The sequence below is a fragment of the Pseudomonas sp. LBUM1670 genome, assembly GCF_059695695.1.
The window spans coordinates 3606351-3626861 of the sequence record NZ_CP166783.1; the positions used below are offsets into that span (position 1 = coordinate 3606351).

Consider the following 20511-nt stretch of genomic DNA (forward strand, 5'->3'; position numbering starts at 1 on the left):
CGCGCAGATATCCACTCGCCATCATGCGCAAACCCGAACATACGCGGAGAACCCGCCATGAATCAGCGTAAAACCGGCTACGCCGCCGTCAACGGCCTGCGAATCTATTTCGAGATTCACGGCGCGGCGAACCCCACGCAACCGCCCCTCGTCCTGCTGCATGGCGGCGGCGATACCGTCGAGACATCGTTCGGCCAGATCCTGCCGGTGCTGGCGGCCGAGCGTCAGGTCATTGCCGTTGAACAACAGGGTTACGGGCACACGGCGGACATCGTCGATCGTCCGTTCAGCTTCGAGCAATCCGCGGACGACACGGCGGCATTGCTTGCGTATCTGCACATCGAGCAAGCGGACCTGTTCGGTTTCAGCAATGGCGGCACCATCGCCTTGCAGGTGGCGATCAGGCACCCGAACGTCGTGCGCAAGATCGTGGCGGCGTCAGCGTTGGTCAATCGCGACGGCGCCTTTCCGTGGCTCTGGGAAGCGATGGCCAACGCCACGCTGGAGAACATGCCGCAGCATTTACAGGAGGCGTATCTCAAGGTCGCGCCACAGCCCGGGAACCTGCGGCTGATGCACGACAAGGCAGCCCGGCGCATGCGCGATTTCAAGGACATCCCCGACGACGATATCCGCCGCATCACCGCGCCGACGTTGGTGGTGGTCGGCGACGCGGACGTCATCCGCCCCGAACATGCCGTGGAGATGTTCCGGCTCCTGGCGCACGCGCAGCTTGTTGTGCTCCCCGGCACCGATCACCTGCAGGTGACCGCGCGCACCGAATGGCTGGTGCCGATGATCGACGCGTTTCTCGATGCCTGAAAACGGACGTGGTGGCGCCCGTTTTCGCAGGGTTTACCCCTGACAGCACCGTGCCCCGACACGGCAAAAACAGGAGGCAGTGATTTCCACATCGGCCCGGGCCATGGCCAGGTCCAGGCGGATCCGGGCAGCCGCGGCTTCGGCGTCCCGGCCCAGTCGATTCAGGCACTCCACATAACCGTGGAGGCTCCAGACATTGTCCAGATGCCAGGACGCACGGCTCAGCGTGTCGTCCAGCCCCAGATCAGCCCGATAGGCCTGCAAGGCTTCTTCTACCCTGCCCTGTTCCAGCAGCAGCGCCCCCAGTGCATGCCGCACCGGTTGCATCCAGCCCCAAGGCTCGTCGTACGGCAAGTTGTCGTCCAGTGACAGCGCCTCGCGCAGGTGAGTGAACGCGCTGTCGTAGTTGCCTTTGCGGTACTCGATTTCCCCGTGCAGCATGGCGCCGGCCACCGCCAGGATGTCGGTGCATTTATTGTTGAAGAGGTAACGCGTTTGCGGCACGTGCGTCAGTGCATTGATGAACAGTCGTTGTTCGGCTTCCGCACCGGCGATATGCCCGCTGGCCGCGTGCGCCACGCCTCTGGCGTAATGCAGCATCGCCGTGGTCACGCAGTACAGCGCCTGGTCATTGGGCAATGGAGTGGCGAGGATGTCCTGCCATTTGCCGAAGCGGATCTGCACATGGACCTTCATTGACACGAAGCTTTCCAGCCAGTCGGCCATGGGTGGTTGCTCGACGCGCAGCAGTTCTTCCTTGATGGTCGACATCAGTTCGGCGGCGGCGTCCAGCGCCGGTTGGTATTGCCCGAGGAACATCGCCGAGTAGAGTTTGAAGTGGTAGTTGTGGCATCGATACAGGGTGTAGAAGTTGAGCGGCCCTTCCCGCTCCAGGAATTTGCTGTCGGCCAGGATCGCCCGGCTATTGGTGATCATGGCCCCACGGTAATCGCCGCAGAGCACGTCGATGTGCGACGACATATGGCGCAGGTGCCCGGCGTCCGGCACCAGCTCACGCAGGACATCACTGGCGCGCAACGCTCGCTCGGGATGGGGCGACATTTCCAGGGTGTGGACGTACATGTGCAGCACGCCGGGGTGCGGCGCATCACCGTATAGCTCCACCCGCCGCAGCGCCTGCTCCAGCACCGCCAGCGCTTCCAGGGTGTCGGCACCCGGCGCGGGTTCGCCGGTTTTCAGATCCCACAGCATCCAGGGTGTGCGGTCAATCAAGGCTTCGGCAAACAGCGCCGCAACATCCGGATCGTCGGGAAAGGTTTTATAGACATCGCGCATCGACGCCGCGTAGGCATCGTTCCAGTCGAAAAGTTGTTCAACGCTGGCGGCCTCGTCGGCCTGATAGCGTTGCTCAAGCGCCCGGATCAGCGCCTGCTCCACCGGTTTTGCACCGTCGCTATGCGCCAGCGCGGTACGCGTCGCCAGTCGGGCCTGGGCGATGGCGTCTTTCAACTCCTGTTCGATAAACGCGTCCCAGCGCTTGTTGTAGTTGGGGCCCGAGGCATAGGCGATCCCCCAGTAAGCCATCGCGCAATCGTGGTCGTGTTCGATCGCCTTGCGAAAACAGCGGATGGATTCATCGTGGTTGTAGCCGTAGCACCATAACAATCCACGATCGAACCAACGCTGGGCCTGTGGCGAATGGGTCGTTACGGGGCGGCTGTAGGTGCCCAAATCGTAATAGTCGTGCATCGGTTTACCCTCTCGATCAGAGCCTGGAACCTCGCAGGAAACACCTTGCCACGGTCTGATTTCCTGGAGACCGTCGATCGTTCAAGAGGTCCAGCATACCCCGGCGGTTGTAGCTGAGCGGTGCAGCCGACGACAGGCTAGCGCTGTTGGAATCCGAGGACCATTGCCAGCGTCGATAGTCACCATCAATTCAATGAAGTTCTCTTAAAAATTCCACGGCGTAACATCGCCTCCATACCCGACAACTACACCCCGGAGCACACCCTCATGAAACGCCAAATCTTCCTCAGCATCGCTTTCTCGGTTTTCGCAGTTAACGCTTTTGCCGCTTCCTCTGCTCACCCGGTTGTCGCTGAAGGCGGCTCGGATCGTCTGATTGAAAGTCGTGTGGCTGAGGGTGGTTCGGATCGTTTGATCGAGAATCGTGTGGCTGAAGGTGGCTCCGATCGTCTGATCGAAAACCGCGTTGCCGAAGGTGGCTCCGATCGTCTGATCGAAAACCGCGTTGCCGAAGGTGGCTCCGACCGCCTGATCGAAAACCGCGCCGTATGAATGAATAGCTTTACCGCAAAACTCAACAAAAAGCCCGGCCTGATCCGCCTACTGCTGGTTACTTAAGAAAATCTTCAGGCGGGCAAAAATTTGTGGCGAGGGGATTTATCCCCGTTGGGCCGCGAAGCGGCCCCAGCGTCCGGCCAAACAGTCTTAATTGTCCGGATTAGCGACTGCTTCGCAGCCGAACGGGGATAAATCCCCTCACCACAAATGTGGGTGCCCGCGCTTAAGTAACCAGCATTAGGCGGCTCAGGCCGGGGCTTTTTCGTGGAAAAAATAATCAGCGTGACGGACTGATGGCTACTGCGGCTGAAACGTCTGCAAGTACGCCAGCACATCCTCGATCTTCTCCGGATCGCTGAGCCCCCAGAAAATCATCCGGGTGCCCGGCACCACTTTCTTCGGCGCTTCGAGGTAAGCCGTCAATGTCTCGCGCGTCCAGATAATGCCGGCGGATTTCATCGCGTCGGAGTACTGGTAGTCCGCCGAGCTTCCCGAAGGACGGCCGAAAATGCCGTTGAGTTGCGGGCCAAAGGCGCTCCGTGCCGACTCGCCGACTTGATGGCAGCCGCCGCATATCCGCTTGAACAGTGCCGCCCCGGCTTCAGCATCGCCGGCCGCTGACGCCGGCGCGCACAATGCCCCTGCGCTCAGTGCCAGGACGAAGGTGTGGACTGCGGTTTTCATCATGTTTCGGTTCCAGTGAAGTCAATCGGCGCACTCGGTGCAGCAAGCGATTCCGGCTGCGCTTTCGCCTGTGAAAGGTCATTTTCGCGCCTACCTTACCCGATTGCAGCCGCCCGACGTGCACTGGTCACTCAAGCTTCGGCGTGCGTGTGAATCTCCTAAAATGAGTCGTGAGACTTGAACGGTTGCCAGACCCTGGCAGCACCATCGTGAAAGGAGGTGTTCGAGATGCAACTCATCACGCAGAAAATCGATAAGCCGCAAGACACGAATTTCATTCTGGGCCAGACCCACTTCATCAAATCCGTCGAGGACATTCACGAAGCGTTGATCAACACGGTGCCGGGCATCCGCTTCGGCGTGGCCTTTTGCGAAGCCTCGGGCAAATGCCTGGTGCGGTGGTCCGGCACCGATCCCGCCATGATCGAACTGGCCCAGAAGAATGCAAAAGCCATCGCCGCCGGGCACAGCTTCATCATTTTCCTGGGCGACGGCTTCTACCCGCTGAACATACTGAACACGATCAAGACGGTTCCAGAGGTGTGCCGGATCTTTTGCGCAACCGCCAACCCCACTGAAGTGGTGTTCGCCGAGACAGCACAGGGACGAGCGATTCTGGGTGTGGTGGATGGCTTCTGTGCCACGGATATTGAAGGCGACGAAGACATCCTGTGGCGCAAGAATCTGTTGCGGCAGATTGGCTACAAGCTGTGAATTTAGCGGCTCATAAGGACTTGCAGTTTTCAACAGTAGGCTAAGCTTGGATCAGCTCATTGCTCACGATGCTCGGTTCTGCAGGGTTTTGGTTGTTCTGGAGAGCGTCTGCAACAGCTATCTCAGACAGGCCCAACCCTTTCACGCAGGAATGACGTGATGACCGAGCCCCTCCTCAGTTTTGACGCGCTCAAGCGCGCTGCTGCCGCTGGTGAAATCGATACCGTATTGGTCTGCATGGTCGACATGCAGGGACGCCTGGTCGGCAAGCGATTCCAGGTCGAATTTTTCATCGACAGTGGCCACGAAGAAACCCACTGCTGCAATTACCTGCTGGCCGACGATATCGACATGGAGCCAGTGCCGGGTTACGCCGCCGCCAGTTGGAGCAAGGGCTATGGCGACTTCGTCCTCAAGCCTGACATGTCCACGCTGCGGCGCGTGCCCTGGCTGGAATGCACGGCGCTGGTGCTGTGCGACGTGCTCGATCATCACCATCGAAAGGACTTGCCGCACAGCCCGCGGGCGATTCTGAAAAGGCAGGTCGAGCGCCTGCGTGAACGCGGCTACACCGGCATGTTCGCCTCGGAACTCGAGTTCTATCTGTTCGATGAAAGTTACGAGGCGATTCACCAGCGCAACTATCACCAACCAAAAACCGCCGGCCATTACATCGAGGATTACAACATCCTGCAGACCACCCGCGAGGAGCCGGTGCTGCGGGCGATTCGCAAGCATCTGCAGGCGTCGGGCATTCCCGTGGAGAACTCCAAGGGTGAATGGGGACCCGGCCAGGAAGAAATCAACATTCGTTATGCCGATGCCATGACCATGGCCGACCACCACGTCATCATCAAACACGCCTGCAAAGAGATCGCGCAGTTGCAAGGCAAGTCGATCACGTTCATGGCCAAGTGGCGCTATGACGCCGCCGGGTCCAGCAGCCATATCCATAATTCGCTGTGGGACAAGAACGCGAAAAAGCCGCTGTTCTTCGACGCGAAGGCCGAATTCGGCATGTCGAAACTGATGCGCGCCTGGGTCGCCGGGCAGCTCAAGTACGCCAACGACATCACCTGTTTTCTCGCGCCGTACATCAATTCATACAAGCGCTTCCAGGCCGGCACCTTCGCGCCGACGCGGGCGGTGTGGAGCCGGGACAATCGTACCGCCGGCTTTCGTTTATGCGCCGAAGGCAGCAAAGCCATCCGCATCGAATGCCGCATCGGCGGCGCCGACCTCAACCCTTATCTGGCCTTCGCGGCGCTGATCGCGGCGGGTCTGGCCGGTGTCGACGAGAAGCTGGAACTCGCGCCGCCGTTCGAGGGCGATGCCTACCTTGATGAACATCTGCCGGAAGTCTCGAAGACCCTGCGCGATGCCTGTTCCGCACTCAAAGGGTCGAGCATGTTGCGCGAGGCGTTCGGCGATGAAGTGGTCGATCACTACGTGCACACCGCCGAGTGGGAGCAGAAAGAGTACGACCGGCGAATCACCGACTGGGAACTGCAGCGCGGCTTCGAGCGCTATTGAGAACATCATGACGGCCAAGGTTCAGCTCATCTCACCGGTCGATGGCCGGGTCTATGTCGAACGCCAGTGTGCCGATCAAGCTCAGGTCGAACAGGCACTGACGGCGGCGGCCACCGCCCAGCTTTTATGGCAGCGCCGGCCGCTGAGCGAGCGTGCTGCTTTGTGCTCCACCGCCGTTGACGCGATGCTGTCGATGCAGGCGGAGATCGTGCCGGAACTGGCCTGGCAGATGGGTCGCCCGGTGCGTTTTGGCGCCGGTGAACTGCGTGGTTTCGCCGAACGCTCTCGACACATGATCGCGATAGCGCCTGACGCGTTGGCAGCTGTGGAACCCGATCCTGTTGCCGGTTTTCGACGCTTTATCAAACGCGAACCGCTGGGCACGGTGCTGGTGGTCGCGCCGTGGAATTACCCGTATCTGACGGCGGTGAATACGATCATTCCAGCGCTGATGGCCGGCAACAGCGTGATCCTCAAACACGCCACGCAAACGCTGCTGGTCGGCGAACGTTTCGCCGAAGCCATGCGTCGCGCCAAGCTGCCCGAGGGGCTGTTTCACAACCTACTGCTCGACCATCAGCAGACGGGAGCGATCATTGCTTCGGGCCGCGTGCAGCAGGTGAATTTCACCGGTTCGGTCGAGGCCGGCAAAGCGATGGAAGCTGCCGCCACGGGGCGGTTTGTCGGCATGGGCCTGGAGCTTGGCGGCAAAGACCCGGCTTACGTTCGCGCAGACGCCAACCTTGAGCATGCGGTGGAAAATCTGGTGGATGGCAGCTTTTTCAATTCCGGGCAAAGTTGCTGCGCGATCGAGCGTATTTATGTCGATCAAAAAATCTATCCGGCGTTTGTCGAGCGCTTCGTCGCCCTGACCCGCCAATACGTATTGGGCAATCCGCTGGATGAAGCCACCACGCTCGGTCCGCTGGTGACACCGGGCGCCGCCGATTTTGTTCGCGGACAAATTGCCGACGCGCAGGGCCAAGGCGCCAAGGCGTTGATCGATCCAAAGGCTTTCCCCGCCGACGCGCCGGGCAGCGCCTACCTCGCGCCGCAGGTGTTGGTCGATGTCACTCATCAAATGTCAGTCATGCGCGACGAAAGCTTTGGCCCGGTAGTCGGCATCATGCCCGTGACCGGCGACGACGAAGCCATCACCCTGATCAACGACAGCGCATTCGGTCTCAGCGCATCCCTGTGGACCCAGGATCTCGCCGCCGCCGAACGCCTCGGCAACGAGATCGCCACCGGCACCGTGTTCATGAACCGCTGCGATTACCTCGACCCGGCGCTGGCCTGGACCGGGGTCAAGAACAGCGGACGCGGCGTCACCCTGTCGCGCCTGGGCTACGAGCACCTGACCCGGGCCAAATCCTTTCATCTGCGCCACGAGGTGTAGGCCATGAACCTGACTGGAAACTGGAACTACCCCACCAGCATTCGCTTTGGTGTCGGCCGCATCGCCGAGCTGGCCGAGGTCTGTCGCAGCCAGGGTATTGAGCGACCGCTGCTGGTCACCGACAGTGGCCTGGCGCGTGCGCCGATCACAACGGCGGCGTTGGAAGCCATGCGCGCTGCCGGCCTGGGCGTCGCGCTGTTTTGTGACCTCAAGCCCAATCCGGTCGAAGCCAACCTGGCCGGTGGGCTCGAAGCATGGCGCGCCGGCCAGCACGATGGCGTGGTCGCGTTCGGCGGTGGCAGCGGTCTGGACATGGGCAAACTCATTGCCTTCATGAGCGGCCAGACCCGACCGGTGTGGGATTTCGAAGACATCGGCGACTACTGGACCCGCGCCGACGACAGCCACATCGCCCCGGTCATTGCGGTGCCGACCACGGCAGGAACCGGTTCCGAAGTCGGCCGCGCAGCGGTGATCATCGACGAACGCACGCACACCAAACGCATCATCTTCCACCCGAAAATGATGCCGCGGGTGGTCATCAGCGACCCGGCGCTCACCGTCGGCATGCCGGCAAAAGTCACCGCCGGCACCGGCATGGATGCGTTCGCCCATTGCCTGGAGTCGTACTGCGCCCCCGGTTTTCATCCGATGGCCGACGGCATTGCGGTGGAAGGCATGCGCCTGGTGGCCAGTGCCCTGGTGCGCGCCGTGCACACCCCTTCAGACCTTGAGGCGCGGGCGCAAATGCTCGCGGCGGCGGCGATGGGTGCCACTGCATTTCAGAAAGGCCTGGGCGGCATGCACGCGCTGTCGCATCCGGTGGGCGCGCTGTACGACACCCATCACGGCATGACCAATGCCACGTTCATGCCTTATGTCCTGCAGTTCAATCGCAAGGCCATCGAGGAACGCATCACCCGTCTGGCGGCGTACCTGCGTCTGCCCTCCCCGGGCTTCGACAGCTTTCTGGCCTTCGTTCTCAAGCTGCGCAAAGACATCGGCGTACCGCATACGCTGGTGGAACTGGGCGTGGATGACCGGCAGGCCGATCTGATCGCCGACATGGCGATTGTCGACCCCTCGGCCGGCGGCAACCCGCTGCCGTTGACAAAGGACGGCGTGGCCCACATTTTCGATGCGGCTTATCACGGCCGTCTCTAGATCCGAGCAGTCAGTTGTATCGGTTGGAACAAGGAGCAGTACGACAAGGTGTTGAAGGCCAGCCCATTGCGCAGACGCCAATGGATTGAATCAAAACCTGTAGGGGTACACAGCATGAACCCAGCAAGCCAGCCTGGCACCGACGTGCACGACGATGACGTCAAGGTGCTGCACAGCATGGGCTATGCCCAGCAACTCTCGCGACGAATGGGGGTTTTCTCCAACTTCGCGATTTCCTTTTCGATCATCTGCATACTCTCCGGCGGCATCAACTCACTGGCCCAGGGCACTTCGGGCGCAGGGGGTGCGTCGATTGGCATCGGCTGGCCCATCGGGTGCCTGATATCCGGGGTGTTTGCCATGGCCATGGCGCAGATTTCCTCGGCCTACCCCACCGCTGGCGGTCTTTATCACTGGGGCTCGATTCTTGGTAACCGCTTCACCGGCTGGCTGACGGCCTGGTTCAATCTGTTGGGATTGGTCACGGTGCTGGGCGCGATCAACGTCGGCACTTACTACTTCTTTTTCGGTGCCTTCGGACCGGCCCTGGGCATGGAAGACACCACCACGGTCAGGGTGATATTTCTGGCGATCCTGACCGGCATCCAGGCCTTGTGTAACCATTTCGGGATCGGTCTGACCGCGAAGCTCACCGACTTCTCGGGCTACCTGATTTTCGCCACGGCGCTTGCCTTGACCATCGTCTGCCTGATCTCGGCACCGAGTTATGAGTTCGCCCGTTTGTGGACCTTCGGCAACTATTCCGGCGAGGCCGGCGGCAGCGTCTGGCCACAGGTTTCGAACAGTTGGGTGTTCATGCTCGGCCTGCTGCTGCCCATCTACACCATCACTGGTTATGACGCTTCGGCGCACACCTCCGAAGAGACCCGCAATGCGGCCATGTCGGTGCCGCGCGGCATGGTCATGTCCGTGGTCTGGTCGTTGCTGTTCGGCTGGGTGATGCTGAGCGCGTTCGTCCTGATGCTGCCGAGCATGGACGAAGCGGCGAAACAGGGCTGGAGCGTGTTCTTCTGGGCCATGAACACCCAGGTGAACCCGAACATCAAACTTGCGCTTTACGTGGCGATTTTCGCCTCGCAATTTCTCTGCGGGCTGGCGACCGTGACCTCGGTGTCACGCATGATCTTCGCGTTCTCCCGGGACGGCGGCCTGCCCTGCTCGAAAGCACTGGCCTCGGTGTCTCCGAAATATCGGAGCCCGGTGGCAGCCATCTGGACCGGCGCCACCCTGGCGGTGTTGTTCGTCTGGGGATCGTCGGTGATCTCGATCGGGGCAACGCCGGTCTACACCATCGTGGTCTCCTGCACGGTGATCTTCCTGTTCTTCTCTTTCATCATCCCCATCGTGCTGGGCCTGTTCACCTACGGGACCGCGAAGTGGCCGACCATGGGACCGTGGAACATGGGGCGCGGGTTGTATTCGCTGTTTGCCATTCTCTCAGTGCTCTCGATGGTGGTGATCTTCGTCATCGGCATCCAGCCACCGAACGACTGGGCGCTGTACATCACCATCGGTTTTCTGGTGCTGACGGCCATCGTCTGGTTTGGTTTTGAAGCGCGGCGGTTTCAGGGTCCGCCGATGGGCGATCTGATCGTCAAGCGTCAGGCGGAAATTGCGGCGGCTGAAGCGGCGTTGAACAAGCAGGCGTGAAGGTTTTACCTGTAGGAGCGAGTTCGCTCGCGATGGACTCAAGAACGGCGCGTTTATTCAGAACACACGCGTTATCGTTAACGTCCATCGCGAGCGAGCTCGCTCCTACAGGTATTACGCTCGGTGCTCGATTTGTATCAGTGTGTATTTACTCTGACGATCTTACACAGCGTTACACAAGCGCCGGATCAGGACACATCCGCACTACATGAAGCTGAAAAAGTGGGCCACATCGCACATTCAGACGTTTTCCGATGAACAGCGATATAGAAGAGCCCAAAAACCTCAGCAGGAACCCGCCATGATCAATGCAATCGAAACCGTGCTTTACACCGGCAAGACCCACACGACCGGAGGCCGCAACGGCGAGTCGCGAAGTGACGATGGACGTCTGGACATCAAGCTTTCCGCCCCTGGTTCTTCAGGCAGCGGCACCAACCCTGAACAACTGTTGGCTGCAGGTTGGTCGGCCTGCTTCATCGGCGCTATGGGGAAGGCAGCCGTTGCGTTGAAGGTGACTTTGCCGACTGACGTATTTGTCGATACCGAAGTGGACCTGGGAAAAACCGAGAACGCGTTCTTCCTTCAGGCGCGTCTGAACGTGAGTCTTCCGGGCCTCGATCATGCTGTTGCGAGAGCCGTGGTGGATGCCGCGCACCAGACCTGCCCGTATTCGAAGGCGACCCGTGGCAACATCGACGTCGTGATTAACCTGGTTTAACCGGGGCGCCAAGCGCGGCCTGCCATTGCGGCAGGCTCTGCTGGTTACCGTTTACTGAACGTTTTTCAGCTTGACCACATCACCGGACACCTTGGTGGTGTAACCGGTCAGGACCCAGGCCCAGAACCAGTTTTCCTGCACTTGGGTGTTAATCAGTGCGTCGCCGCCCTTGGCCTTGATCGCCGCGTCTTGCGCGCGAACGAAACGGTTGTTCTGGCGGATCGGGATGACGCCGAACAGCAGCAGGCCGGTGGCGCTCGCTTCACTGTGGCCAACGACGGTGTATTGGCTGGCGTCGTATTGCTGGGTCTTCATCGGCGCGCCGGTGCAACCTGCCAGAACTAAACCAAACAGGGAAACGGCAACCATTTTGCTGAGGTAATTCACTGAGTCACTCCATGGGAAAACGCCCGGGATCCATCTCTCGAGCGGCGCACACTTTACCGGAGATAGTGGCCAATTGATATCGAGCCGGACAAGTCAAGACATCAAGCCTTCGCTGAGCAGTGACGCAACGAAACTGTAGTGGGACTGCCCTGGCCCGCGCCGATCATACCCAAGCCGAGCACGGCTACTTCACACCGATGTTCCCTATCATCACCGTCCGCAGAATGACCATTTTGAGTCTGAAAACCATGAAAACTAAAGGGCCGAAAAAACCTTCAGCGGCAGGTGGGATCGCGCGGCCATAAAACGTCTTTGCACTGGCAACGACCCCTTGATTGGACATACCATGCCGCGCATTCACTCCATCCCCATCAGCAAACGGCGGTAACAGCATGATCGAGGTCACCGAGGTTTCCATTGCCGAACTGCGCGCGGCGCTCGAATCCGGCCAGACCACAGCGGTTGAACTGGTCCAGGCCTATCTCGCCAGAATTGACGCCTACGACGGCGCCGACACGCCCACCGCCCTCAACGCGGTGGTGGTGCGCAACCCTGATGCGCTCAAGGAAGCGCAAGCGTCCGATGCCCGACGAGCGAAGGGCGAAACGTTTGGACCACTCGATGGCATTCCCTATACGGCCAAGGACAGTTACCTGGTCAAGGGGCTGACCGCCGCCTCGGGCAGTCCCGCCTTCGCCCACCTGATTGCCTGTCGCGATGCGTTCACCATCGAACGGCTTCGCGCCGCCGGGGCGATCTGCCTGGGCAAGACCAACATGCCGCCCATGGCGAACGGCGGCATGCAGCGTGGCGTTTATGGCCGTGCGGAGAGCCCCTACAACGCCGGCTATCTCACCGCGCCTTTCGCCTCGGGTTCGTCCAACGGTGCCGGCACCGCAACCGCCGCCAGTTTCGCGGCTTTCGGTCTCGCTGAAGAAACCTGGTCGAGCGGCCGCGGCCCTGCCTCGAACAATGGACTGTGTGCCTATACGCCTTCGCGCGGGGTGATTTCGGTGCGCGGCAATTGGCCGTTGACGCCGACGATGGACGTGGTTGTGCCGTTCGCCAGAACCATGGCTGACCTGCTCGAAGTGCTTGACGTGGTGGTGGCGGAAGACCCCGACACCCGCGGCGATCTGTGGCGGCTGCAACCCTGGGTGCCGATTCCGAGTGTCACCTCGGTGCGCCCCGCTTCCTATGCCGAACTGGCCGCGAAGCCCGATGCCCTCGCCGGCAAGCGCCTGGGTGTTCCGCGCATGTTCATCAATGCCGATCCCGAAGCCGGCACCAGCGAGGCACCGGGGATTGGTGGGCCAACGGGACAGCGCATCAACACCCGGCCTTCGGTGATTGATCTCTGGGAAGCGGCACGCAAGGCCCTTGAAGCGGCGGGTGCCGAAGTGGTCGAAGTCGATTTCCCGCTGGTCTCCAATTGCGAGGGTGATCGCCCGGGCGCGCCGACGGTATTCACCCGGGGTCTGGTGTCCAAGGAGTTCCTGCATCATGAGTTGTGGGACCTGACGGCCTGGGCGTTCGATGATTTCCTGCAGGCCAACGGCGATCCGAAACTGAACCGCCTGGTCGACGTCGACGGGCCGCTGATTTTCCCCCACGACCCGGGCACCCTGCCCAACCGCGAAGGCGACCTCGTCGCGGGCATGGACGAGTATGTGCGGATGGCCGAGCGCGGCATCACACCGTGGGACCAGATCACCACCGTTCCCGACGGCCTGCGCGGACTTGAACAGACCCGTCGCATTGACCTTGAAGACTGGATGGATCGGCTGGGCATCGATGCGGTGTTGTTCCCGACGGTGGCCGACGTTGCGCCGGCGAATGCCGATGTCGATCCGGCCTCCGCGGATATCGCGTGGAGCAACGGTGTCTGGGTCGCCAACGGCAACCTCGCCATCCGTCACCTCGGTGTTCCGACGGTCACTGTGCCGATGGGCATCATGCCGGACATCGGCATGCCGGTCGGGCTGACCTTTGCCGGTCGTGCCTATGACGATTCGGCGCTGCTGCGCTTTGCTTCGGCGTTTGAATCGACTGGATCGAAGCGCGAAATACCGCCTCGAACCCCGCCGTTGTCGACCGGTAAATGATCGAAAGAACGGGATTGGGGCACACGCTCCAATCCCGTTTTGTCATCAGATCCATGTGTCACTGTCCGTGGTAATCCTCACCCGCGACCGCACGTAAATACGCCTCGTCCCCCTTCGTTCGCAAGTCTCGCCACTCCTCCCAATCGATGATGCCCTGGCGATCCATTTCATCCGCCTGGCGAAGCAGTTCCTCATGATAGGCATCCGGGCAGTCCATGCGCAGCGAGCAGTTTTCCAGCGCACGGTGCCAGGCATCCAGGGCATGAAGTTTTTGTTCCTGGGCCCTCGTCAGCAGGTTTCTGAATGAATTCATGGCGGCGGCTTCCACAGTCGTTTTTGAATGGAGCAGTCGGGAATGACGCAGGTTCATCACGGCCGACCAGAGGTGAAAATCCGAGATGAGCTGATTGTCATCGCCCATCGTGGGCAAAAAATCTCGAACTCGCCGGTGACCGTCGTATCCAATGTGTAGGCCAACGGAGGTATGCGACATGAACAATGATGACCGTGACAACACGCTTGAATCGCCAGCGACATCCAACGCTCCACCCACCGATACGTCGGGCAAACCGGTGAATGTGGTCGAGCGGGATTTACAGGACAGAGACGGTGAAGCCGAAGGTGTCGATCAAACCATCACACCCTCTTCCCCCCCAACCAAGGAGCAGGACGCCGAGGAGCTCCAGCGGAAAATCGACGAGATAGAACGCAAGGTCGCCGACGGTAATTAGCCACCGGTGTGCAATGCTGTTCTTCAGGCGGACAAGAAATCTGTGGCGAGGGGATTTAGCGAAACGTCGCACCGCCCCGTTCGGCTGCGAACAAGTCGCAAATCCGGACAACTCAATTTGTCTGAACAGACGCTGGGGGCCGCTTCGCGGCCCAACGGGGATAAATCCCCTCGCCACAGATTTCTTTTCTACCTGAAGATTTTCTTAAGTGAACAGCATTACACCGGCGTGTGGTGTTTTTCACCGGATGAAAAGCGGGAAGTCAGAGTCAGACCTCCCGCTTTTTCATGCCCCTTTACGAAGTACCCAGGCCTTGTGACAGATCGGCTGACGTCGCCGATCCGGTACGCTGCTCCCCACCCGGCGTGGCGGGCACATCCGAATGATCCGTGGTTTTCGTCACGGTATCGCGCACCGCCTCAAAGCCCTCCCGAGCCTGTTGCTTGACCTTGTCGGTGAGGTCCGCACTGGTTTTTCCCAGGTAGCGTTGCTCGGTTGCCGTCGAAGGAAACGCAGCGCCGATCATGGCGCCTAAAGCGATCCCGGCAGCGGCTACCATCAGCGGTTGCTCCTTGAGCAAATGATTGAACTGGGTACTCATCACTTGCGTGCTGCGCAGCAAACGGTCGCCGGCGTCATGCACCGCATGGCTGATGTTTTCAGTGGCAGCCCCGAGGTTATCGCCCAGGTGCGCAGCCTTGCCCTTGACGCTCTGATAGCCGTCCTTGAGGGTGTCAGCCGTCTGGTGCAAATGCTCACGCGCACCGTCGATGCTATCGGCCAGTCCGTCGACCCATTCCCCGACCCTGTCCTGATCCGGACCGGTCCGATAGCCTGGACGGGGTGATGGCGGACGATTCTGACTCATCATCAACCACAGCAATCCGACGGATGTCAGCACGGCCGGAACCGGATTATTGCGCACGCTGGTGCCCAGGTTGGTCAGGAAGGTCGTGCCGTTGCTTTGCATCAACCCCAACGCCTGATCGAACATCTGACCGGGGGTGAACTTGCTTTCCAGGGCATCGACAATGTTGCCGATACTCGCCCGCTGCGCATCGATTTCACGCTCTATGATTTCGGGGCTTTTTACGGTCTCGGTGATGTAGTCATTGTTCATGAGACTTTCCTCCGCAGCGCTTCCTGGTCTTTGTTCAAGGCGTCCAGCGTGCGTTCAGGCTTGAAATGGGACGGCTCGAACTGTTTTTTTCCGGACTGCAGCATGGCGAACCCGACGATCATCACGAGCACGCCGACAATCAGCGCGGCCAGCCACGGCGCCATCACCATGCTCAAACCGTAGACCGCGGACATCAACAGGATGATGAACCCCGCGAGCAGCACAATCGCACCGCCCGCCACCCCAGCGATGCCGGCCTTGAGTGTCGTGAGGCTGGCCTGCAACTCGGCTTTGGCCAGCGCCAGCTCCTTGCTGAACAGCTCGGGCACTTCGCGGGACAGCTGACGTAACAGGCCGACGACCGAAGCATCATGTTCAGGTGCGGGTATCGGTCTTGCGCCCGGTAAATCTCGATCTTCTCTGTTCATCACACAGCTCCTTTGAAGGTGCTCGAACCCGGTGTCGAGGTCGTTGCGAAGTCTGATGGGTGCTCCTGTTCACCTGGCGCGGCCGGCGTACTGCCCGTGGCCAGACCGGGGCCTTGATCGGCGCGTGGCGGCACTGAAGTTTCGTAAGGTTGGTGGGCTCCGAAGCCGCCGGACGGTGGCATTGAGTGGCCTTCGGCCGGATCACGGGATCCGGTGCCTGTCGATGCCGGAGCGCTACCGGCTTTCAGAAACCGCGACAGGCCAAAGCCCAGCGCAATGCTGCCGGCAATGAACAGTGCCGGATTGTTCCGCGCCAGTTCCGCGCCATCGTGCAGCAGCTGTTCGGCACTTTTTCCGCGCAGATTGCCGGCCAGGCCGCTCATGGAATCCGCCATGTCGGCGAGGTAGTCGGACATGCCAAGGGTGTCCTTGCTTTCCAGCTCGGAAACAACGGATTTCGCACCCTTGGCCAAAGCTTCGATCTGATCGGCTGCGGTGTCCCGGTACTGCCCGAACTGCGCATCCGCCTGTTGTCGAGCGCCACCGAGCGCTTCTGTCACGTCCTCCTTCAAGTGTTGAAAATCATGCTCCGGTCTTGCGGAATTCGGCTGATTCCCGGTCGTGTTGTCTGAAGTATTCATGTCGCCCCTCGCCTTCTGGATGAAAAAGCGTTCTCGGGTTCGCCACGAATTACCCGTAGCATCCCCTCAGTTCAGATGACGAAGGGATGTGATGGGGAGTTCCAATGGAATGATGAGTGATGCGCTCGGGCCGACGTTTGAACGGTGGGCAGCTTGTTTGAGCGGGGGTACATACCCGTTTCTGCGGTAGCGGCGGCCTGTCAGCCGACCTGTCTCTTTGATCGTACGCATTCCCATGTGGGAGCTGGCTTGCCTGCGATGGACGCCAACGATAACGCGTGCTGCCTGAATGAACGCGGTGTCCAGACGTTTTTCGCGAGCAAGCCCGCTCCCACAAGGGATCGGCGTACGGCTTTCGATTTTCACCACTCATCAGGTCAAGCGTTAGCTCGCCTGCAGCATTTGATCTTGATGCACCGCCCCCTCACGCCCTGAGCCTGTCCGTCAACCTGTAACCACCTCCATCGGCACCTGTAGCTCCGCGCCTCGTGAAACGAGGCGCACGCAGATGGCGTTCGGTTTAGGCGCCCTGAAGAAACTCAAGGGTCTGTGCCGTGCTCCACAGCGCATTGGCGATATAGCGATAGTTGATCAACGCCGCCAGATAACCATCGCCCTCGGGGGTTGTCGGGCCGGCCGTCGCGTCCCGAATCACGGCCACTTCAAAACCGAGTTCCAACAGTTCTCGAAGGTGCGACTCGACGCAGAGGTTCGCCGCCATGCCGGCCAGAATGATCTGCGAAACACCATGCTTGCGCAATTGCAGCGCCAGGTCGTTGGTTTCCGGACCGTACACCTTGTGCGGTGAAGCGATGATGGTTTTGCCATCAAGAATGTAGGGTTTGTACTCGGGCATGAAGTCGGCGCCGGAATTTTCGAAACCGTCGAGGCTCAGCGGCCCCTTGCGATCAAACATGCAGATGCTATGCATTACCTTCTCGAGTGGCCCACCGAAATGCCATTCGTGGTCACACGGATAGTAGTAGTGCGGAGAAACCGCGACCGTGATCCCGGCGCTCTTTGCTGCGGCAAACAGCTGACCAATATGTTTGACCGTGTCGTGCTCGACAATGCTTTTGCCAAACACGGACCAGCTGACTCCCTCCGGGCTGAGAAAGTCGATTTGCGGATCGATGACCACCAGCGCGGCGCGGCCGAGGTCCAGTTTCATACCGGGGTCCGGCAAGGCCGGCTCTGTAGGGTCGGCATACGGGGAAATGATGTGAGGTAAAGGGTTGCTCATGGTGGTGGACTCCGGTCGACTATAGGAATTAACGCGTTCCGCCATGGCGCCCGGGAGGGCCGTTGTCTACCATCGGCGAGAACGTCATCCTATTGCCGCGCACAGCTTCGCTTTTGCCAGGACGTGCAGAGTCTTTACCCGGTCGTCCCTATCATGGATATCCTCTCCGAATTCTTCGAGCGCACCCATCTCCAGGGCCGGCTGTTCTTCTCCGGCCGGGTCGACGGCACGCTCATGCTCGACAAACCACCGGGCATGGCGTTCATCCACGTCATCAGTCAGGGCGATATCGACATGATTCAGCCCGGGTTGCCGAAGATATCGATTGCCGAACCCAGCGTACTGTTTTGTCCGAGCAGTTGCCGTTACCAGTTGCGCTCCAGTTCAGCGCAAGGTGCCGAACTGGTCTGCGCCTCGTTCCAGTTCGGGCGCAACTCGCTACAACCCTTCCCTCTCGGCCTCAAGGAAACGTTGGTTTTTCCCGTCAGCAGTCTGGAAAACATCGCCCCGGTAATCGGCTCGCTGATCGGTGAATTTCAGGATCAGGCACCCGGCAGAACCAAGGCGCTCAACCTGCTGCTCGAATACATCTTCGTGCTGCTGGTGCGGCGCTCCGTCGTGGAGCAAAAGATTTCCAGCGGCCTGCTCTATGCCTTGCAGGACGGGCGCCTTGGTGCAGTGTTCAACCGCATACACCAAGAACCCGAAGCCGCCTGGACCGTCGAAAAGCTGGCAGCGCTGGCACACATGTCCCGCTCGAAATTTTCGGCGTATTTCACCCGGATCATGGAGGTCTCACCGATGGGCTACGTCACCGCGTGGCGAATGAAAGTCGCCCAGGACTTGCTTCGCGACGGCGTTCAAATCAAAGTCATCGCTGCGTCGGTCGGGTACAGCTCTCAGGCATCTTTTTCCAGAACCTTTCTGAACGTGGTGGGCTCGCCCCCCGCCGAATGGCTCAAGCTTGAAGCCAGTGAGGAGGTGCCTCTGGTGACGGCGCGCGTGCAGCAAAGCGAGTCGGACGACGTACTTTAAAATGACCTGAATCTCCAACCCAAGAGAGCAAAAACGTGATCACTTGTTATCTGAAATACGTACTTGACCCCTATCAGATCGAAGCATTCGAACACTATGGAAAGTTGTGGATTCCACTCGTTGAAAAGTTCGGCGGCCAGCATCACGGCTACTTCCTGCCGTCCGAAGGCGCGAACAATATCGCCATGGCGATGTTCAGCTTTCCAAGCCTTGCTGCGTACGAGAGCTATCGACAGGACTCCATGAAAGATCCTGATTGCATCGCGGCGTTCAAGTACGCTGAAGAGACAAAATGTATCCTCAGTTATGAGCGATCATTTTTCCGGCCGGTGTTTGGCGATGAGGTGCGTCAACCGGCCTGATAGCTTGTCGGCAGTGTGTAGCCCTCACCCCGGAGAGATCGCATGTGTTCTTCTGACAAAACCGCACGATCCTGGCTGCAATCACTGCTGTTCCTGACCATCGTCATCCCCGCCATGACCAGCGCCGAGCCACGGCCCGAGCACATGGTCTATCTGCGTACGATTGATCCGACCATCGAGCAGGACATTCGCTACGCCGGCGCCCACAACTTTACCGGCCACCCACTCGACGGTTACGTGGCGGCCGAGTGCCTGTTGACGCTCGACGCCGCCAAGGCGCTCGCTCGGGTGCAAGCGTCGTTGCGTGCGCAGGGTTACGGTTTGAAGGTCTTCGACTGTTATCGACCGAATCGCGCTGTCGCCGATATGGGGAGTTTCGCAAAGGTCCCCGGCGACCCACACAAAGCCGAGTTCTACCCGCGCGTGGACAAGCAGGATTTCTGGCGCCTGGGGTATGTGGCGCGGGTGTCGAATCACTCCCGCGGCTCGACCGTCGACCTGACACTCACCGGCCCGAAGGCACTGCCCGCCGCAGCCTGGACACCTTCGGCCGCGCAAGTCGATTGCACGGCGCCCTACGCTCAGCGCTGGCATGACGGTGCACTCGACATGGGCACCGGCTTCGATTGCTTCGATGAGCGCGCGCATACCGCCAACCCGACGATCAATGCGACCGCGAAAGACAACCGTCAGCGGCTAAGCAGTGCTATGGAAAAAGAAGGATTCTCCGGGTACTCGAAAGAATGGTGGCACTTCACTTACGCAGGCGCCGGGGCGCCGAACGAAGTCATGGATTTCCCGATCACGCCGCTCAGCGCCAGCGAAGCACTCGACACCAGCCATCAGCTGATTGTGGTCACCAGCAAAAACTGGGATGACATCCAGGGCACCGCCCAACGCTATGAGCGGGATGGCAAAACCTTTCGAAAACTGGGTGATGCGTTTGCGGTGGTGGTCGGCAAAAACGGGATGGCCTGGGGCAAGGGTTTGAGCAACGTTGAACCAGGCGACGGTCCGGTGAAACGTGAAGGTGACGGAAGAGCGCCGGCCGGGGTATTCAAGCTCGGAACGGCATTTGGCTACGACAACACGACGGAAACGAAACTGCCTTACCTCGCCCTGACACCGGCCATCGAGTGCGTCGACGACAGCCACTCCGCACACTACAACGAACTGGTCGACGGCTCGAAGATCTCAAAGGACTGGAACAGCGCCGAACGCATGCGCAGCGAGGAAGGCTATCGCAAAGGGATTTTTATCGAGCACAACACACCGGCGTCCCCCGCCTCGGGCTCGTGCATCTTTTTCCACATCTGGCGCAGCCCGACCTCGCCGACGGCGGGTTGTACAGCCATGGATCAGGCGGACATTTCCCGTTTGTTCGACTGGCTCGATCCTCGCCAGACGCCCCTGCTGGTGCAAATGCCCGAGGCGCAATACGAGCAATTCCGTGAACGCTGGAATCTCCCGAAACGGTGATGCA

General features: G+C 60.1%; 22 protein-coding genes. 13 read left to right on the top strand and 9 right to left on the bottom strand.

Annotated elements, in window-relative coordinates; all coding sequences use genetic code 11:
* Positions 1 to 57: 57 nt before the first annotated feature.
* Entirely contained in the window at positions 58 to 822 is a 765-nt protein-coding gene (locus ACA073_RS16300) for an alpha/beta fold hydrolase (protein ID WP_497397742.1), read from the top strand.
* 33 nt (positions 823 to 855) lie between these two features.
* Here the strand turns inward: ACA073_RS16300 and ACA073_RS16305 are convergent, their stop codons facing one another.
* On the bottom strand, positions 856 to 2532 hold the full coding sequence (locus ACA073_RS16305) for a tetratricopeptide repeat protein (protein ID WP_497397744.1): 1677 nt from the start codon (positions 2530 to 2532) through the stop codon (positions 856 to 858).
* A 267-nt stretch (positions 2533 to 2799) separates the two neighbouring features.
* Here ACA073_RS16305 and ACA073_RS16310 point away from each other — a divergent pair, with 267 nt between their 5' ends.
* Complete coding sequence (locus tag ACA073_RS16310; RefSeq protein WP_497397746.1) at positions 2800 to 3084, top strand: hypothetical protein; 285 nt, start codon at positions 2800 to 2802, stop codon at positions 3082 to 3084.
* 303 nt (positions 3085 to 3387) lie between these two features.
* Here the strand turns inward: ACA073_RS16310 and ACA073_RS16315 are convergent, their stop codons facing one another.
* Positions 3388 to 3777, bottom strand: coding sequence for a c-type cytochrome (locus ACA073_RS16315; RefSeq protein WP_497397748.1), 390 nt, complete (start codon positions 3775 to 3777; stop codon positions 3388 to 3390).
* Between the two features lie 225 nt (positions 3778 to 4002).
* Here ACA073_RS16315 and ACA073_RS16320 point away from each other — a divergent pair, with 225 nt between their 5' ends.
* The 6 genes from ACA073_RS16320 (at position 4003) to ACA073_RS16345 (ending at position 10976) form a co-directional block, all read left to right on the top strand.
* Entirely contained in the window at positions 4003 to 4488 is a 486-nt protein-coding gene (locus ACA073_RS16320) for an adenosine-specific kinase (protein ID WP_497397750.1), read from the top strand.
* A gap of 159 nt (positions 4489 to 4647) precedes the next feature.
* Positions 4648 to 6021 carry a glutamine synthetase family protein gene (locus tag ACA073_RS16325; protein ID WP_497397752.1) on the top strand — a complete coding sequence of 458 codons (1374 nt, stop codon included), beginning with the start codon at positions 4648 to 4650 and terminating at the stop codon, positions 6019 to 6021.
* 7 nt (positions 6022 to 6028) lie between these two features.
* On the top strand, positions 6029 to 7420 hold the full coding sequence (locus ACA073_RS16330) for an aldehyde dehydrogenase family protein (protein ID WP_497397754.1): 1392 nt from the start codon (positions 6029 to 6031) through the stop codon (positions 7418 to 7420).
* 3 nt (positions 7421 to 7423) lie between these two features.
* Entirely contained in the window at positions 7424 to 8584 is a 1161-nt protein-coding gene (locus tag ACA073_RS16335) for an iron-containing alcohol dehydrogenase (protein ID WP_497397756.1), read from the top strand.
* A gap of 114 nt (positions 8585 to 8698) precedes the next feature.
* On the top strand, positions 8699 to 10255 hold the full coding sequence (locus ACA073_RS16340) for an amino acid permease (protein WP_497397758.1): 1557 nt from the start codon (positions 8699 to 8701) through the stop codon (positions 10253 to 10255).
* A 301-nt stretch (positions 10256 to 10556) separates the two neighbouring features.
* Positions 10557 to 10976, top strand: coding sequence for an organic hydroperoxide resistance protein (locus ACA073_RS16345; protein WP_497397760.1), 420 nt, complete (start codon positions 10557 to 10559; stop codon positions 10974 to 10976).
* 51 nt (positions 10977 to 11027) lie between these two features.
* On the opposite strand, the gene ACA073_RS16350 is transcribed toward ACA073_RS16345, so the two are convergent.
* Positions 11028 to 11363 carry a hypothetical protein gene (locus ACA073_RS16350; RefSeq protein WP_497397762.1) on the bottom strand — a complete coding sequence of 112 codons (336 nt, stop codon included), beginning with the start codon at positions 11361 to 11363 and terminating at the stop codon, positions 11028 to 11030.
* Between the two features lie 184 nt (positions 11364 to 11547).
* Positions 11548 to 11769 (bottom strand): hypothetical protein, encoded by a 222-nt coding sequence (locus tag ACA073_RS16355; protein WP_497397764.1) that lies wholly within the window; start codon positions 11767 to 11769, stop codon positions 11548 to 11550.
* Here ACA073_RS16355 and ACA073_RS16360 point away from each other — a divergent pair.
* On the top strand, positions 11756 to 13468 hold the full coding sequence (locus tag ACA073_RS16360) for an amidase (RefSeq protein WP_497397766.1): 1713 nt from the start codon (positions 11756 to 11758) through the stop codon (positions 13466 to 13468). The two genes, ACA073_RS16355 and ACA073_RS16360, sit on opposite strands and share 14 nt — an antisense overlap.
* A 58-nt stretch (positions 13469 to 13526) precedes the next feature.
* Here ACA073_RS16360 and ACA073_RS16365 read toward each other — a convergent pair whose 3' ends face one another.
* Positions 13527 to 13781, bottom strand: a complete 255-nt coding sequence (locus tag ACA073_RS16365) for a hypothetical protein (protein WP_497404126.1) — start codon at positions 13779 to 13781, stop codon at positions 13527 to 13529.
* 178 nt (positions 13782 to 13959) lie between these two features.
* Here ACA073_RS16365 and ACA073_RS16370 point away from each other — a divergent pair, with 178 nt between their 5' ends.
* The gene (locus ACA073_RS16370; protein ID WP_497397768.1) at positions 13960 to 14199 is read left to right on the top strand and encodes a hypothetical protein; all 240 of its coding nucleotides are present in this window, start codon (positions 13960 to 13962) and stop codon (positions 14197 to 14199) included.
* A gap of 295 nt (positions 14200 to 14494) precedes the next feature.
* Here the strand turns inward: ACA073_RS16370 and ACA073_RS16375 are convergent, their stop codons facing one another.
* From ACA073_RS16375 to ACA073_RS16390, 4 genes are all read right to left on the bottom strand, one after another.
* A complete protein-coding gene (locus tag ACA073_RS16375) occupies positions 14495 to 15319 on the bottom strand; it encodes a DUF3618 domain-containing protein (protein WP_497397770.1) in 825 nt (274 codons plus the stop codon).
* The gene (locus ACA073_RS16380; protein WP_497397772.1) at positions 15316 to 15747 is read right to left on the bottom strand and encodes a phage holin family protein; all 432 of its coding nucleotides are present in this window, start codon (positions 15745 to 15747) and stop codon (positions 15316 to 15318) included. The genes ACA073_RS16375 and ACA073_RS16380 overlap by 4 nt, the downstream gene beginning before the upstream one ends.
* Positions 15747 to 16388 (bottom strand): hypothetical protein, encoded by a 642-nt coding sequence (locus ACA073_RS16385; RefSeq protein ID WP_497397774.1) that lies wholly within the window; start codon positions 16386 to 16388, stop codon positions 15747 to 15749. The genes ACA073_RS16380 and ACA073_RS16385 overlap by 1 nt, the downstream gene beginning before the upstream one ends.
* Positions 16389 to 16908: 520 nt before the next feature.
* On the bottom strand, positions 16909 to 17631 hold the full coding sequence (locus tag ACA073_RS16390) for a cysteine hydrolase family protein (protein WP_497397776.1): 723 nt from the start codon (positions 17629 to 17631) through the stop codon (positions 16909 to 16911).
* 153 nt (positions 17632 to 17784) lie between these two features.
* Between ACA073_RS16390 and ACA073_RS16395 the strand changes: the two genes are divergently transcribed.
* From ACA073_RS16395 to ACA073_RS16405, 3 genes are read left to right on the top strand one after another with little or no spacing between them, the layout of a single operon-like run.
* Entirely contained in the window at positions 17785 to 18666 is an 882-nt protein-coding gene (locus ACA073_RS16395) for a helix-turn-helix domain-containing protein (protein ID WP_497397778.1), read from the top strand.
* Between the two features lie 35 nt (positions 18667 to 18701).
* Positions 18702 to 19028 (top strand): NIPSNAP family protein, encoded by a 327-nt coding sequence (locus tag ACA073_RS16400; protein WP_497397780.1) that lies wholly within the window; start codon positions 18702 to 18704, stop codon positions 19026 to 19028.
* A gap of 42 nt (positions 19029 to 19070) precedes the next feature.
* A complete protein-coding gene (locus tag ACA073_RS16405; protein ID WP_497397782.1) occupies positions 19071 to 20507 on the top strand; it encodes a M15 family metallopeptidase in 1437 nt (478 codons plus the stop codon).
* Positions 20508 to 20511: the final 4 nt, after the last annotated feature.